General features: G+C 58.4%; 15 protein-coding genes. 6 read left to right on the plus strand and 9 right to left on the minus strand.

All coding sequences use genetic code 11. The annotated features are described in order from the left end of the window. The 6 genes from flgC to ABJN75_RS20880 form a co-directional block, all read right to left on the minus strand. Window positions 1–362: flagellar basal body rod protein FlgC (flgC, locus tag ABJN75_RS20855; RefSeq protein WP_348441529.1), on the minus strand; the 362-nt coding region annotated here is incomplete at its 3' end. Continuing rightward, entirely contained in the window at window positions 362–739 is a 378-nt protein-coding gene (gene flgB / locus ABJN75_RS20860) for a flagellar basal body rod protein FlgB (RefSeq protein WP_348441530.1), read from the minus strand. The genes flgB and flgC, both read right to left, overlap by 1 nt. Window positions 740–867: 128 nt before the next feature. Continuing rightward, window positions 868–1,413: a flagellar protein gene (locus ABJN75_RS20865; RefSeq protein ID WP_348441564.1), complete on the minus strand. Its 546-nt coding sequence runs from the start codon at window positions 1,411–1,413 to the stop codon at window positions 868–870. Between the two features lie 5 nt (window positions 1,414–1,418). Then, window positions 1,419–2,798, minus strand: coding sequence for a flagellar protein export ATPase FliI (gene fliI / locus ABJN75_RS20870; protein WP_348441531.1), 1,380 nt, complete (start codon window positions 2,796–2,798; stop codon window positions 1,419–1,421). Between the two features lie 55 nt (window positions 2,799–2,853). Continuing rightward, window positions 2,854–3,579, minus strand: coding sequence for a flagellar basal-body rod protein FlgF (flgF, locus tag ABJN75_RS20875; RefSeq protein WP_348441533.1), 726 nt, complete (start codon window positions 3,577–3,579; stop codon window positions 2,854–2,856). Beyond that, on the minus strand, window positions 3,579–4,361 hold the full coding sequence (locus ABJN75_RS20880) for a DUF1217 domain-containing protein (protein WP_348441534.1): 783 nt from the start codon (window positions 4,359–4,361) through the stop codon (window positions 3,579–3,581). Before ABJN75_RS20880 ends, flgF begins: the two co-directional genes overlap by 1 nt. 206 nt (window positions 4,362–4,567) lie before the next feature. On the opposite strand from ABJN75_RS20880, the gene motA reads away from it, so the two are divergent. From motA to ABJN75_RS20910, 6 genes are all read left to right on the plus strand, one after another. Continuing rightward, window positions 4,568–5,443 (plus strand): flagellar motor stator protein MotA, encoded by an 876-nt coding sequence (motA, locus tag ABJN75_RS20885; RefSeq protein WP_348441535.1) that lies wholly within the window; start codon window positions 4,568–4,570, stop codon window positions 5,441–5,443. Between the two features lie 4 nt (window positions 5,444–5,447). Further along, window positions 5,448–6,401 (plus strand): FliM/FliN family flagellar motor switch protein, encoded by a 954-nt coding sequence (locus ABJN75_RS20890; protein WP_348441536.1) that lies wholly within the window; start codon window positions 5,448–5,450, stop codon window positions 6,399–6,401. A 98-nt stretch (window positions 6,402–6,499) separates the two neighbouring features. Beyond that, window positions 6,500–7,111 (plus strand): flagellar motor switch protein FliN, encoded by a 612-nt coding sequence (gene fliN, locus ABJN75_RS20895; RefSeq protein ID WP_348441537.1) that lies wholly within the window; start codon window positions 6,500–6,502, stop codon window positions 7,109–7,111. Between the two features lies 1 nt (window position 7,112). Beyond that, entirely contained in the window at window positions 7,113–8,168 is a 1,056-nt protein-coding gene (locus tag ABJN75_RS20900; protein WP_348441539.1) for a flagellar motor switch protein FliG, read from the plus strand. A 12-nt stretch (window positions 8,169–8,180) separates the two neighbouring features. Continuing rightward, entirely contained in the window at window positions 8,181–9,272 is a 1,092-nt protein-coding gene (flhB, locus tag ABJN75_RS20905; RefSeq protein WP_348441540.1) for a flagellar biosynthesis protein FlhB, read from the plus strand. Continuing rightward, entirely contained in the window at window positions 9,269–9,721 is a 453-nt protein-coding gene (locus ABJN75_RS20910) for a hypothetical protein (protein ID WP_348441541.1), read from the plus strand. Before flhB ends, ABJN75_RS20910 begins: the two co-directional genes overlap by 4 nt. A gap of 18 nt (window positions 9,722–9,739) precedes the next feature. Here ABJN75_RS20910 and ABJN75_RS20915 read toward each other — a convergent pair whose 3' ends face one another. The 3 genes from ABJN75_RS20915 to fliF form a co-directional block, all read right to left on the minus strand. Next, window positions 9,740–10,480 (minus strand): helix-turn-helix transcriptional regulator, encoded by a 741-nt coding sequence (locus ABJN75_RS20915; RefSeq protein WP_348441542.1) that lies wholly within the window; start codon window positions 10,478–10,480, stop codon window positions 9,740–9,742. 16 nt (window positions 10,481–10,496) lie between these two features. Then, window positions 10,497–11,168, minus strand: a complete 672-nt coding sequence (locus tag ABJN75_RS20920; protein ID WP_348441543.1) for a helix-turn-helix transcriptional regulator — start codon at window positions 11,166–11,168, stop codon at window positions 10,497–10,499. 386 nt (window positions 11,169–11,554) lie between these two features. Next, window positions 11,555–13,249: a flagellar basal-body MS-ring/collar protein FliF gene (gene fliF / locus ABJN75_RS20925; protein WP_348441544.1), complete on the minus strand. Its 1,695-nt coding sequence runs from the start codon at window positions 13,247–13,249 to the stop codon at window positions 11,555–11,557. Window positions 13,250–13,342 lie beyond the last annotated feature (93 nt).

Consider the following 13,342-nt stretch of genomic DNA (forward strand, 5'->3'; position numbering starts at 1 on the left):
TGAAGATTGGCTTCATAAGACCGGTTGGCCTCGCGCATGTCGGCGAGCTCAATCAGCATGTTCACGTTAGGCAGCTTGACCATGCCCTTGTCGTCAGCGGCGGGATTTCCCGGATCGTATTCGATGGTGAAATCACTCGGATCAACGTCGACCCTGCTGACTTTGGCCTCCGAGGCGCCAAGGGAACGGTCGAGCTCCCAGGAAAAGCTTATGGTCTTGCGGCGATAGGCATCCGCACCGGGCGTGTCGCCGGTTGACTGGGCATTTGCCAGGTTTTCCGACAGAATGCGCATACGGGTTTCCTGGACATCCAGACCGGATGAGGCGATGCGCGAAGCCAGCGAAAGCGGATCGACAACCATTAGCGCCTCACCGTCAGAAGCATCATCCGGTGAAAGGCTTTCACCATGCCGGTATTGAGCTCGTACATGCGTTTGATTTCCCCTGTCTTGCTCATTTCGTCAGGCAGATTGACGGAATTTCCGGACGGCTGGACTTCAATATCCCGGCTGTCACGGCTGCTGACCGAACCGCGCATCGGGTCCTCCCGGATATGACCAGGCTGGGTCGCGGCCATCCGCGTCCCGGTCTCCTGAAGGACCGCGTCAAAGGCCGCGACTTCACGTGTCGCGTACCCTGGCGTGTTGGCATTTGCTATGTTTCCGGCAACGACGCTCTGGCGCACTGTAAGCCAATGCGCCTGTTTGGACGTCAGTTCGAAAAGCTGGATCGGCTGCATGACAAGTCTCCGTCCTGTGCAAGTTCGGAAGCTAGGCGATCAATCTTGTGCGTGCCTTACGAAATGCGGACCATGGTCTGAACCAGGGTCGACGGGCCATATCCAGGACGATGGCCCGATCTCGGCGATCAGTTTTGAACCACTTCGCCATTCGAGGTGACGATCACCCATTTTCCATCACGCTGCTCAAGTGTGGCGAGACGGGAATTGTCGGGCAGAACCGAGCCGATACGGACAATATACATTCCCGACCTGTCCTCTATCAGCGCGCGGCCGTTGGCGACATGCAGCAGTCGGTACTGCGGCTTGCCGGGAAACGCCTGGGTTGGAACTTCATCCAGCGCGGCGGAAGCGTTGCTGGCCTTGTCGCCGGGATTGGGAACAGTGGCGGTGACAATCGGGTCAAAAACCGAGGGTGCGACCGATCCATCGTCTTCATCGGGAATGGCAAGCGGCGAAACATTGACAACCGAGCGGCCCGGGGTTTCCGGCAGGTCCCTTGTGTCGGTGTAGCCCATGGGAGCTATTCCGAAGCTCTCCTGATGGAAAAAGACATACCATGGGAAAAACGCCGCCGCCGTGGCCAGGATGAAACCAGCAGCCACGAAGACGCGATCACCCGAGCGCTTGGGTTTGGCGACAGGACCTGGCATTTCATCGTCAAGATCCATCATATCCGTCACTGTCTGGTCCTTTCCTTGGCTGACGACGCGGCGGGAATGCCGGCCGCGGCCTTCATTGCTTCAGCCAACTCGGCGAATGCGTCGGCGCTTGGCTGTTGTTCAGGTGTCTGGCGCAACACCTCGTAGATGACCGGGGCCTGCTTGATCGCCATGTCGAGTTCGGCATCCGATCCCGCCCGGTATCCGCCGATCAGTCGCAGATCCCGGGTTTCCTCGTAACGATGAATAAGCGCCTTCAGACGCATCACCAGTTTTTCCTCATCACCTCGCCACGCCTTGCGGGCAAGGCGCGAGATCGATGTCAATGGATTGACCGGCGGGTAACGCCCTTCGTCGGCAAGCGCCCGGTCGAGCACAAGGTGACCATCAAGAATGCCTCTGGCGGAATCGGCTACGGGATCATTGTGATTGTCACCATCGACCAGAATGGAGACAATCGCGGTAATGGCGCCCGCCCCTTCCGGACCCGGTCCGGCACGTTCGAGCAGACCAGGCAACGCGGTAAAAACCGAGGCCGGATAACCGCGAGCGACCGGAGGTTCGCCCGCCGCCATGCCTATTTCCCGCAATGCATGGGCAAAGCGCGTCAGACTGTCGACGATCAGGAGCACATTCTCACCGGCATCGCGGAAATGTTCGGCTACAGCCATCGCGGTCAACGGCGCCAGTTTGCGCTGCATCGGGCTCTCGTCGCTGGTGGCGACCACGGCGACGGTCTTGGCCATGTTCGGGCCAAGCGTATCCTCGATGAATTCCCGGACTTCGCGACCGCGCTCGCCGACGAGGGCGACCACCGCCCGGTCAAAATCGGCGGCCTTGGCAAACATCGACAGCAAAGTTGATTTTCCGACACCCGACCCGGCGAAGACGCCGAGCCGCTGGCCCTGGCAAATCGGGGTGAACACATCGACAACCCTGATGCCGGTCCGCAACGGGGTGTCGATCCTCTGGCGCAACATCGATGCAGGCGGGGCTCCGGTGACAGCCCGTGACACCAGGCCCTGCGGCAACGGCCCAAGCCCGTCAACAGGTTCACCCAGCGAGTTGATCGTGCGTCCGCACCATCCCTTGTCCGGTGAAATGCGAAATGCGCCGCGGCGCCAGACGCGTTCGCCGATCGCGGCTTGCGCTGCGCCATCCACCGGGCAGGCAACCAGTTCATCAGGTCCGAGGTTGACCACCTCGGCCAGTTTGACCGCATCACCATGGCGAAAGGCCAGAAGCTCTCCGATCCGGACATGGCGCGACAAACCTGCAATGACGCAACGTCCGGGTGCTACGGAGGTGACGGTGCCCGAAATATCGCAACCGCCCTCGGGTTTGGCGAATTCACGTATGTTTTCAGCGAGCCTGGCAAGGCCCTGGCGACCGCTCATCGCTCGGACTCCACAACAGCAAAACGGTCATTTTCCAAATTGCCATGCACGGCTTTCACCTGCCGCTTCCAAGGGTCCTGATGGCTTCCTTGAAGACATCTTCGGTCGCACTCATCATCGCCGATGCGTTTTCGAATGCACGCGATACCATGATGAGGTGGCTCATTTCCGAAACCGGATTGACGTTTGATTCCTCGGTATAGCCCTGCAACAGACCGGCGCTGGCGGTGTCAATCAGAGGTTCGGGCGGAACATTAGGCACGATGCCAAGCGATGCCTTGCGGTGAAAACCCTGCGTCAGATCAGCCTGAAACAGACCAACGGCGCCGAGCCTGGTGTCATCCTGGGTCAGGCCGCCATCGCGCCCGGCTTTCGGCGGCGAACCCGCCGGATCAAGCTGGATCGGCGCCTCGCCCGGATCGAGAACCGGATAGCCGTTGATATTGACCAGCTGCCCCGTGTCGGTGAGAGAAAAGCGGCCATCTCGGGTCAGCATGTTGCCGGTTGGCGTTTCAATCATGAACCAGGCATCACCGCGAATGGCGAAATCAAGCTGGTTGCCGGTGGCCTTCAAGCCGCCGTTCGATGTATTGAGAAATTCATTGCCTTGATTGACAAAGGACACATCGGCGACACCGGTGTCGGCGAGGACTTCATTGAACTTGACCTCGGTGGCCCGGAAGCCGGTTGTGTTGGCGTTGGCGACATTGTCGGCCAGCGTGGTCAGGCGACGCTCAAGCGCAATCTGCGATGAAATGGCAACATAGAGCGAACCCTGCATCAGTGGCCTCCGAGTTTGAGATTGTTGATGGTGAGCATCAGGTCCGGACTGATGCCGAAGCCGGAAGACGAACTTAGCAGCAGGCTCGAATCAACGGAACTGAAGGAGGGGTTGTCGAGCTCCCAGAGCGCCGTGAACCGCTGCATGAACGTGTCGAGCTTTTCCGGATCCTTGAAGTCCTCGATGTCGATGCGGGCGTTGATCATGTCAGCCTGGCGGTCAATGTCGGTTCCGGCAAGATCGGCGGACAGGCCGAGCGCCGTTTGCATGACCTGATAAAGCGCGCTGTCTGCAAGGATGGTGTAGGCAGAACTGATTTCAGGCGCGGTGCGCTGAAAATACAGCGCCAGACGCACCCCGGTGTTGTCATCGCCAGCTTCTTCTTCCAGCGACATCCGGTGATATTTGTCGACCGTGCCCTGCTGCGCCTTGGTGAAGATGGTAGCGGTTTCACCATGGGTGGCGAAATTATAGGTTTCGGCGAATTCCTTGTATTTGGAATCGGCAAGCTGGTTGGCGAAGGCATCCTCGTTCTCGACACCTTCGGTCAGCACCTTGCGCATGAACGCCTTGGCGTAATTCATGTCTTCAAGGCCATGGGCCTTCATGGCGTAGTTGAACACACGCGTGTCCGCCATGAATTCGTCGATGGATTTGATCTCGGATATCCGGGAAAGGTAATATTCGCTTTCCCGGGCGACCTCCGGCTGGCTGGCAATCCGTTCGAGCGAGCGCGGAAGATCCCGTGCGATCAGGTTGTAGCTGGTGTAAGTTGTTGTCACCGGGTGTACCCTTTCCGATCCATCAGGACGCATCGCGTGATCGCGACATGGCGCAATTGCCCGCATGCTTGTTCCGGATTAGGCCACCTTGCTTGCGCGAAACTGTAGGTTGGGGACAGACCATGAAACCGACGGACAGATTCAGCTTCACACAAGGCTCGAGCCGTACCACTCGCTCTGCATAGTAATTTCCGCGGTGGTTCGTCATGAATATGATTATTGGCTTTGTCGTCACCCTGGGGTGTATTCTCGGCGGCTTCATGGCGATGGGCGGGCATGTCGAGGTGCTCAACCAGCCCTTCGAGCTCCTGATCATCGGCGGCGCCGGCGTTGGCGGCTTCATCATGGCCAACCCTGTCAAGACCATCAAGGACACGATGAAAGCCCTGGGCGAGGCCTTCAAGAACAAGGTTCCCAAGGAGCGCGACTATCTCGATACGCTGAGCATTCTCTATTCACTGATGCGCGACCTGCGCACCAAAAGCCGCAACGAGATCGAAAGCCACATCGACAATCCCGAGGAATCAGAACTTTTCCAGTCAGCTCCCACTGTTTTGAAAAACAGGGAGCTCACATCGTTTATTTGCGACTATGTGCGGCTGATCATTATCGGCAACGCCCGTCCACATGAGATCGAGGCTCTGATGGACGAGGAAATCGAGACAATCGCGACCGACAGTCTCAAGCCCTATAATGCCATGAGCACATTGAGCGATGCCTTACCCGCGATCGGGATCATCGCCGCCGTTCTCGGCGTTATCAAGGCGATGGGGGCAATCAATGAATCGCCGGCCATTCTCGGCGGTCTGATCGGTGCGGCTCTGGTGGGCACGATGCTGGGGATCTTCCTGTCCTACTGTCTCGTCGGTCCAATCGCCACCAATATCAAAATTGTGCGGAACAAACAGAACCGGCTTTACACCATCGTCAAGCAGACCCTGCTTGCCTACATGAACGGGTCGGTTCCCCAGGTTGCGCTGGAGCACGGACGCAAGACGATCTCGTCTTACGAGCGCCCCTCGATCGACGCCGTCGAGCAGGAGATGATGAACCCTGGCGGCGGCGACGCGAAAGCGGCCTGATGCGATGAACACCGCAACCACGCACGACCTGGCAAGAACCCCGACGGACTTCGATCCGCAACTGCTCGACCTGATGACCGGGGCCAAAGGCAGCGCCGCGGCCATCGACGCGAAATGCCAAACCCTGATGAATGCGCTTGCGCCGATGTTCGCAACCGTGTTCGAAAAAGCCACGGGTGTGGAGGTTGAAGCCCGGCCCGGGGACATCCGGCAAGGCCGGCGGCGGGAACTGCTTGCGGCTCTGAAGGCCGACACGGTCTATTGCGAAGCCTCCATCGCCGACTGGTCAAAAGAAATAGCAAGCCTGTGCGGGACCAAACTGATCATCGGTCTGGTTGAATGCCTGCTTGGCGGCTCCGATCCCGATCAGCTCAAAATCGCGTCCCGGCCGTTGTCCGGAATCGAACTCGACATGTCGCTGGTGGTCTTCGAGCAGCTCAATGACAGTCTGCGCGAATTGGTGTCCGCCGATCCGAAAGCCAAGGCGAGCGTGGCCAAACCGCAACTGGAGTTGCCGGAAGCCATCGATGATCCAGTTCCGGATTTCCACGCCGCCGCCATCACGCTCAATATCGGCTTCGGTGCCGTGGTTGCGCCGCTGACCCTGATCCTGCCCCAGGCAGTTCTGCTCAAGACAAAGATCACGGCGCTGGCGAAGGGCAAACAGGCCGACGCGAATGCAGAGGAATGGGCCGAACGGCTGAGCGACCGGGTTTCACAGTCGCCAATCAGCCTTCAGGCCGCGGTGGCGCTGGCGCCGCTGCCGCTTGGAGACATCAGTCGCTTGCAGCCGGGCGATCTGATTGCCTTTGCGGAAAATGGCGACATCGAGGTTACTCTGACCGCAAATGGCAAGCCGCTTTATACCTGCGCGCTCGGACGGGCGGGCACACGCTACATGGTCAAGGTCGAGAAACAGGCCGGACCTGACGAAAACTGGAAAACTGATTTTACATGAACGCGAACCTGGACGCCGCATGGCAGGCTCCGGGCAAGCTTCAAACGGGATAAGGATTCATGGCGGGCGAAAATGCACTTGATGGGGAAACTGATCCAATGGCGCAAGATGACGGCGCCATCGACGGAGCCATCGATGGCCTTCGTGGAGTATTGAAGAAAGACGCCGGCGAGGAGCCGGTTCTCACTGATGAAAGCGTGGATGGCATGGGTGGCTCGGCGGCCTTTGGTTCTGATTTTGGCGCGGACTTCGCTGACGGCGAGACCGCGGCAGAAGACAACGACCCATTCAACATCGGTGATACGGTGGATGTCGATGATATTGGCATGCCCGGCATGGGCGGCGCGTCTTTCGGCGACGATTTCGCCGCCAAGGCGGACATGGGTCATGATTTCGGCGGAGCGCCGGATACTCCGGAAAACGTCAAGACCGGCGCAAGCGGCGCGGTCAGCCGCATGGACCTTGTCCTTGGCATTCCGATTGATGTTCAGATCATACTCGGTTCAAGCCGCATGGCGGTTTCGTCGCTGATGAACCTGTCGGAGGGCGCGACCATCGCGCTGGACCGCAAGATCGGCGAACCCGTCGAGATCATGGTCAACGGCAAGCTGATCGGGCGCGGCGAAATCACGGTTCTCGATTCCGACGAGACCCGGTTTGCAGTTCGCATTATTGAAGTCATTGGCGAAGCACGGAAGAAGTCCAGCTGACATGGCAACATATGGTGAGTTCGATCCTGGAAACGCAGAGGCCGCAGGCACCCTTACTCCTTCGGAGAAGGCGGCGGCCGTGCTGCTGGCCATGGGGAAACCTGTAGCCGGCAAATTGCTGAAATTCTTCGAATACGAGGAACTGCAGGAAATCATCAAGAATGCTCAGAACCTGCGCACCATCAAGCCGCAGGAACTCGTCGAACTGGTCAACGAATTCGAGGACCTGTTCAGCGAGGGTACCGGCCTGATGGACAATGCCAAGGTAATGGAAGGCATTCTTGAGGAAGGACTTACACCCGACGAAGTGGATGGCCTTCTGGGGCGTCGCACCCAATTTGAAGGGTACGAAACATCAGTCTGGGACAGGTTGCAGGATTCAGATCCTGACCGGGTCGGCCGTTTTTTGCAAAACGAGCACCCGCAAACCGCCGCCTATATCGTCTCGATGCTGCCGACAGGGTTTGCCGGAAAAACGCTGATGCGTTTGCCGGAGGAAGCCCGCGTCGATATTGTCCGGCGCGCGGTCGAGCTGAAGGAAGTCAATCCGCGCGCAGCGCAGATCATCGAGGCCCGGGTCAGGGAACTTGTGGCCGAGATGGAGGCCGAAAGAGCCAATACCGGATCGGTCAAGGTCGCCGAGATCATGAACGAACTGTCCAAGCCGGATGTGGAATCCTTGCTGGGCGCACTCGAAACGGTATCCAAATCCGCTGTTGAGAAGGTACGTCCGCGCATCTTCCTGTTTGATGACATCATGCTGATGCCGCAACGCAGCCGCGTTACCCTTCTCAACGACATCTCGGGCGACATCATCACAACAGCCTTGCGCGGCGCCGACAACACCCTGCGCGAAGCTCTGCTTTCGGCAATCGGCGCGCGTCAGCGCAGAATGATCGAATCCGATCTCGCCGCCGGCGATGGAAACGCCACCACGCGGGAAATCGCTGTTGCGCGTCGCACCATCGCTCAGGAAGCTATACGGCTGGCGGGTCTCGACCAATTGACACTGCGCGACGAGAACGCGGTGGCCCCGGCCGAAGCCCAGGCTGCGTGAGCCTGAGCTGACATGGCTGACGGCGAAGACAAAGACAGCAAAACAGAAGAGCCTACAGAGAAAAAGATCAGGGATGCGGTGGACAAGGGCAATGTTCCCTTCAGCCGGGAAGTCCCGATTTTTGCCTCGATTCTGGCAATGCTGATTTTTCTGGTTTTCTTTCTACCTAGCCGCGCCGGCCGATTCGTTGAAACCTTGCGGGATCTGTTTGAACAATCGGACGGGTGGCAGCTCGATACCGGTGGCGATGCGCTGGCATTGTTTCAGGCACTGTTTTTTGAGGCCAGCGGCGTCCTGCTGCCTGCCTTTGCGCTGCTGATCGGCTTCGGCATTGCCGCGTCGGTGCTGCAGAACATGCCCAGCCCGGTGCTCAACCGGGTGCAGCCCAAACTTGAACGGATCTCGCCCGCCAAGGGCTTTGGCCGGATCTATGGCGCCAAGGGCATGGTGGAATTCGCAAAGTCACTGTCCAAGATCGTGATCGTGTCGGCGATCGTCGCAACGGTGATGAAAGGGGAATTCTTTCAGGCCCTGGATCTGATGTTCATGGACCCGACGCTGATTGCCCCCGACATGGCGCGCCTGGCAGGCAAGGTCATCGTGGTCGTGCTGATCTGCACCGCGACGCTGGCGATTCTGGACCTGCTCTGGACCAGGTACAGCTGGCATGCCGACCTGAAGATGAGCAAACAGGACATCAAGGACGAACTGAAGCAATCGGATGGCGATCCCATCCTCAAGGCGCGCCAGCGATCTCTGGCGCGGGACCGCGCCCGTCGCAGGATGATCGCCGAGGTGCCACGCGCCACCCTGGTGATTGCCAACCCTACCCATTATGCGGTTGCGCTTCGCTATGTCCGCGAAGAAGGCGGGGCGCCGGTTGTCATTGCAAAAGGCCAGGACCTGATTGCATTGAAAATTCGCGAAGTCGCAGAAGCCCATGGGATTCCGGTTTTCGAAGACCCGCCATTGGCACGCTCCATGTTTGCACAAGTCTCGGTGGATAATTTCATTCCGGCGGTGTTCTACAAGGCTGTGGCTGAGCTGGTGCACCGGATTTACTCGGTCAAACCAAAATCCAATTCTGCGGGCGTGCTTTCATGAAACAGTCTCCTTACTCGGCCGAATGGGAAAAATTTGTCGCGGATGCGATCTGCCCGGTCGCCACGGAATTACGGCTGATTGACGTTGCCGACCTGATTTCCATGTTGCGCTTTGAGCGCCATGGCGACCTCAAGGATCTGGTTGCTTCGGCAGCGGAGATGTTTTTCCTGCCTGGAACGATAAAACTCGTCATCGGCGGCGACTATATTCTGGATTGGGACGGACGGCCGCAGGTGGTGCTTGATCTGGAAATCCGGCCACGGGGGGTGACGATCTATGCGCGTCTGACCCTGGAGCATGACTTTGGCGGGGTCGAGATCAACCATATCGCCTTTGACAATCCCCACGACGATCCGCACCAAAACACCATGCTTCTGGCGACAAGCCTGCGGGCTGCGGCATTCCGGCCGTTCGTGCCGGCAATTCAGATTGCCCGCCCCCCGGCCTGACCGAATTGCCAAATTGAATCAGGCGATGACGCCGAGACGGATTGCCTTGGCGATCGCCTGAATCCGGTTGACGGCGTTAAGCTTCGTGGTCGCCGAACCCAGATAGGCATTGACAGTGTGAACCGAAAGATTGAGCCGCTCGCCAATCGCCTCGCTTTTCATGCCATTGCCGACGAGTTGCAGGCACTCGATTTCGCGCTCGTTGAGTTTATCGGTCTGGGATGCCCCTCCGAAACCCAATCTGAGCTTTTCGCGCATGACCGAAAGGGATTTGCGGTGCAGATCGATCAGCAGATCATTGTCTATCGCTGCGCGCACCGAGAAGAAAATCACATACCCATTGCCCATGGAGCCAAGCTGGGCGGGGAAGGCAAGATTGACCCCGGCACCATCGGCGACCTGGACCGTCAGACTGGGTGGCACTTCATCGGTATGGGCTTCTTGCGGAGTAAACATCACCGGCCGCGGCGACAAAGCCAGATGCGAGAGCAGGAACTCCGATTGCTCCTCCAGCAGTCTGTTCACCATAGATTCGCTGCCCGGACTTTGCATCCGGCACTCAAGCCGACCGGGAGTAAGCAGTGTCTGGGCCTGTGCGGCCAGCAAAGCGAAAGCGTTGCCAGCGCAAAGCCGCTGCATGATGACAAGCTTGGGAAACAGATCGGCGGTGGAACCGGCCCGCCCGCCCGCGCCATCCTGAGAAAGCTGCCGGGTCCGCTCTTGAGTGGATTGGATACCTTGGGGTGTTCCGTATGCCATCAAGACGACTCCATTTTCATATGATCCGCTGGCGAACAGCAAATGCAACGGCTTCTGATCGTGTTTTTGCTCCAGTTTTGTTCATTATACTGGTGATATAGTTGTTCACGGTGTTGCGTGATATTCCGATGATAAGGGCGATTTCGTCGCTGGTCTTGCCTTCCCCTATCCAGGAGAGACATTCCACTTCACGGTCTGTCAAATCAGAAAGTGTATCGTTGGTGGAGACCACCTCGGGAAAACGCGAGGTGTAGTAAGCTGCGGCAAGGGCGACGTCGCGCAGACGGTCATGCGAAAGGAATGCATCCTTGCTGAACAGCAAGGCCAGCACCATCCGCGCATGCCCGGCATTGTAAGGTATCAGACACACACGCTGCGAAAATTCATCGGGCAACCCGACAGACCGGTCAATGTCCTGAAATGAGGGTTCGAAAGCCTGAAGACAGCGACGGATTTCGCTGGTTCGCGCTTGAGTATCGACAAGTGTCGCGCCAAAGGTGCGGACCAGATCGAATGGCCAGTTCGAAGTCACGATGAAATCATGGTGCCTGTCCTGGTAGAGATCCGTGCGCGCCAACAGATAACACCGAGCTCCTGCATAAGCGCTGACCAGATCCATGCCACCGGTTATATGACCGCAGCTCTCTTTGGTTTCCAGATCCTGGATAAACGCACCACGCGCAATCATCCGCCCCCCTTTCCTCGTCGTTGAGCGCGCTATTCATTACGCTCCCGCAAAGAACAACACGAACTCCAGGGAGCATGAACCGGCCATCAAGCCGGTGCCAGATGCACCCTGAAATCACGCCTCCGCCATCGTCACCCCGCTTGGCGAGTCAGCGAATCAATCCATGATTTGTGTCAGTGTGACGCAGTGAACCCTAAAAACATATAGCCATTATCTGGGACTTTACAGGCCACGTTGCGCCTGAAGCGATTCGAAAACCACGGAATCGTTGTTCGCACTGCCAATCGGCCATTTGCGCTTCAGGAGGGGCGCCAGCCCTCCCCCTTGTCTGATGTGGACACCGGAATCGGGAGGGCTGTGTCTGGGGGGCGTCAGGAGGCCTCGGTTCAGGCTGCTTCGCTGGAGGCCCAGCTACGAAGGATTTTTGCCGCACGCTCTTCGTTTATCTCGACCATGCGGGCGAGACGCCGTTCCGGACCTTCCTTGACGCGGCGGTTGAAGGAGCCCGAATCTTCCATGGCCAGTTCTGACTCGCTTTCCTCGCCGAAGCCGAAGTCCGCGCCGAAGCCTTCCATTGGCATGGCGTTCGAACCGCCAAGCGCAGCCGGTGAGAAGTCGGGCAGTTCCAGACCATCATCCATGCCGTCTTCACCAAACTCGGCAGCGCCGCCGGCAAGCATTTTGTTGTTGCGCAGCAGAGGCCGGAAGCCGAAAAGGATGAGCAGGACAGCCACAGTGATAAAGGCGATGGCGTTGATGATGGTGCCGAGCTGTGTCTTCAGGATCTCAGCGAAGCCGGGCTGGGTGGCATTGTCGACCAGCAACTCGCTCGCCAGGAATTCCATCATGGTTACGGTGGCGCGATCGCCACGATCGGCATCCACGCCCGAGGCTGTGGCAACAATCTGCTCCAGCTCAGCCATGTAGGCAGTGGTTTGTTCAGGTGTGGGCGTGCCGCCAAGCATCGCATTGATCCGGTCCTTGTTGACCACCACGGCGATCGACAGCCCTTCAACGGTGTAGCTGTTGCGCACGGTTGACACGGTTTTCGAGTTGATCTCGAAATTGGTCTGCTCTTCCTTGCGTTCCGCCAGTTCGCTGGATTGCGGACCGGCAGCGCCGGCGCTGGTCGGGTTCTGATCGGGAATGTTCTGCTGAACAGTCGCGGGTGCATCGGTCGAAGACTGGTTGGACGTCTGGTTTTCCCGCGTCACGCGAATGGAACGCTCAACCCGGGATTCCGGATCGTAGACCGTTTCCTGGATCTGCTGGGTGTCGGTGTTGACCTTGGCATTGACGCTGGCCCGGAAGTTTTCAATTCCGAGAAATGGCGCCAACGCCTTTTCGATATTGGCCTCGACTTCATTTTGAACCAGCTGGACGATTGAAAGCGACCTGTTGAGGTTCGAATTTGAGAAATCGTCGCCCGCGGCCAGCAATTTTCCCGTGGCATCGAGCACGGTGACTTCGTCGACATTCAGGCCCGGCACCGATGCGGCTACCAGATGCCGGATCGAATCAGCAGTCCGTGGTTGAAGATTGTTGCCGGTTCGCACCATTACCGATGCAGACGGCCGCTGGTCTCCGCGCCTGAAATTGCCGCGATCGGCCATGACGATGTGAACCCGCGCCGCCGATATGCCGTTGATGGACTGAACGGTGCGGGCGATTTCGCCCTCAAGCGCACGTACGCGGGTGATTTCCTGCATGAAGCTGGTCAGACCGAGCGACCCTACCTGATCGAACAGCTCATAACCGGCGGTGTTCGAGGAGGGCAGTCCGCGTTCGGCAAGCAGCATGCGCGCCCGGCCGGTCATGCCGGCAGGCACGGTAACGGATGTCCCGTCGGTACCGGTGGCGAAATCGATATTCGATTCCGCCAGAACCAGACTGATCTGATTGATGTCCTCGCCCGATAGCCCGATATAGAGCGTCTCGCGCGTTGGCTTGTTGAGAAAAATCGCCGAACTGATGATCAGGATGACGGCCATGACGCCGACCACTCCGAGAGCCATCAGTTTCGCCTGACCCAGGCCAGCCAGATTCTTGGTGATTTGTGAAAGCTGGTTCAACAGACTCATTCTGTATCCGCGTTCAATAGGTAAAGTCGGCCAGGATGACCGGTCAGATCACCCTAGGCGGCGAAACTTGCGCGAAAATGGTCAGCGCCAGCC

The organism is Hoeflea sp., assembly GCF_039975035.1.
Lineage (GTDB): Bacteria > Pseudomonadota > Alphaproteobacteria > Rhizobiales > Rhizobiaceae > Hoeflea.

Excerpts from the sequence above, each read along its gene's own strand:
- motA (WP_348441535.1), top strand. The coding sequence starts at position 4,568 with ATGAATATGATTATTGGCTTTGTCGTCACCCTGGGGTGTATTCTCGGC.
- flgB (WP_348441530.1), bottom strand. The coding sequence starts at position 739 with ATGCAGCCGATCCAGCTTTTCGAACTGACGTCCAAACAGGCGCATTGG.
- flhB (WP_348441540.1), top strand. The coding sequence starts at position 8,181 with ATGGCTGACGGCGAAGACAAAGACAGCAAAACAGAAGAGCCTACAGAG.
- ABJN75_RS20890 (WP_348441536.1), top strand. The coding sequence starts at position 5,448 with ATGAACACCGCAACCACGCACGACCTGGCAAGAACCCCGACGGACTTC.
- fliF (WP_348441544.1), bottom strand. The coding sequence starts at position 13,249 with ATGAGTCTGTTGAACCAGCTTTCACAAATCACCAAGAATCTGGCTGGC.
- flgF (WP_348441533.1), bottom strand. The coding sequence starts at position 3,579 with ATGCAGGGTTCGCTCTATGTTGCCATTTCATCGCAGATTGCGCTTGAG.
- ABJN75_RS20920 (WP_348441543.1), bottom strand. The coding sequence starts at position 11,168 with ATGATTGCGCGTGGTGCGTTTATCCAGGATCTGGAAACCAAAGAGAGC.
- ABJN75_RS20900 (WP_348441539.1), top strand. The coding sequence starts at position 7,113 with ATGGCAACATATGGTGAGTTCGATCCTGGAAACGCAGAGGCCGCAGGC.
- ABJN75_RS20865 (WP_348441564.1), bottom strand. The coding sequence starts at position 1,413 with ATGATGGATCTTGACGATGAAATGCCAGGTCCTGTCGCCAAACCCAAG.
- ABJN75_RS20910 (WP_348441541.1), top strand. The coding sequence starts at position 9,269 with ATGAAACAGTCTCCTTACTCGGCCGAATGGGAAAAATTTGTCGCGGAT.
- fliI (WP_348441531.1), bottom strand. The coding sequence starts at position 2,798 with ATGAGCGGTCGCCAGGGCCTTGCCAGGCTCGCTGAAAACATACGTGAA.
- ABJN75_RS20915 (WP_348441542.1), bottom strand. The coding sequence starts at position 10,480 with ATGGCATACGGAACACCCCAAGGTATCCAATCCACTCAAGAGCGGACC.
- fliN (WP_348441537.1), top strand. The coding sequence starts at position 6,500 with ATGGCGCAAGATGACGGCGCCATCGACGGAGCCATCGATGGCCTTCGT.